This window comes from Clostridium sp. ATCC 25772, assembly GCF_001573875.1.
GTDB lineage: Bacteria > Bacillota > Clostridia > Clostridiales > Clostridiaceae > Clostridium_J > Clostridium_J senegalense.
In genome coordinates this window covers 1-537 of the sequence record NZ_LFRG01000210.1, presented here as the reverse complement: position 1 = coordinate 537, position 537 = coordinate 1, and the positions used below count along the sequence as shown (strand labels likewise).

Genomic DNA, 537 nt, shown 5'->3' with positions numbered 1-537 from the left:
ATCCTATAGGATTTCCTGAATATGTGTGGCTATGCATAAATGCTTTATATGTATTGTAATCATCATAAAACGCATTGTATATACTATCTTTAGTAAGAACTAACGCCATAGGAACATATCCTGCTGTTAAACCTTTTGATAAACACATAAAATCAGGAGTTATATTTGCATGTTCACAAGCAAACATTTTTCCTGTACGCCCAAATCCAACAGCTATTTCATCTGCGATTAAATGTATATCATACTTATCACATAACTTTCTTAGTTTTTTTAAGTATATAGGTGAATAAATTTTCATACCTGCTGCACCTTGTAACATAGGTTCTACTATTATTGATGCAATTTCTTCATGGCTTTCTTTTACATAGTCTTCCATACTTTCAAAGCATTCAGCATCACAAGTTTTTCTTTCTTTATTGTATTTACATCTGTAACAATCTGGTCCATCTACTCTTTTAGTATCTAACATAATAGGCTTGTACACTTTGCTATATAAGTCTAAATCTCCAACAGAAAGAGCCCCTATAGTTTCTCCAT

General features: G+C 31.7%; 1 protein-coding gene. It reads right to left on the bottom strand.

Annotated features, from left to right (window positions below):
- On the bottom strand, positions 1 to 537 hold a 537-nt coding region (locus AZI32_RS17630; protein WP_157450998.1), incomplete at both ends, for an aminotransferase class III-fold pyridoxal phosphate-dependent enzyme.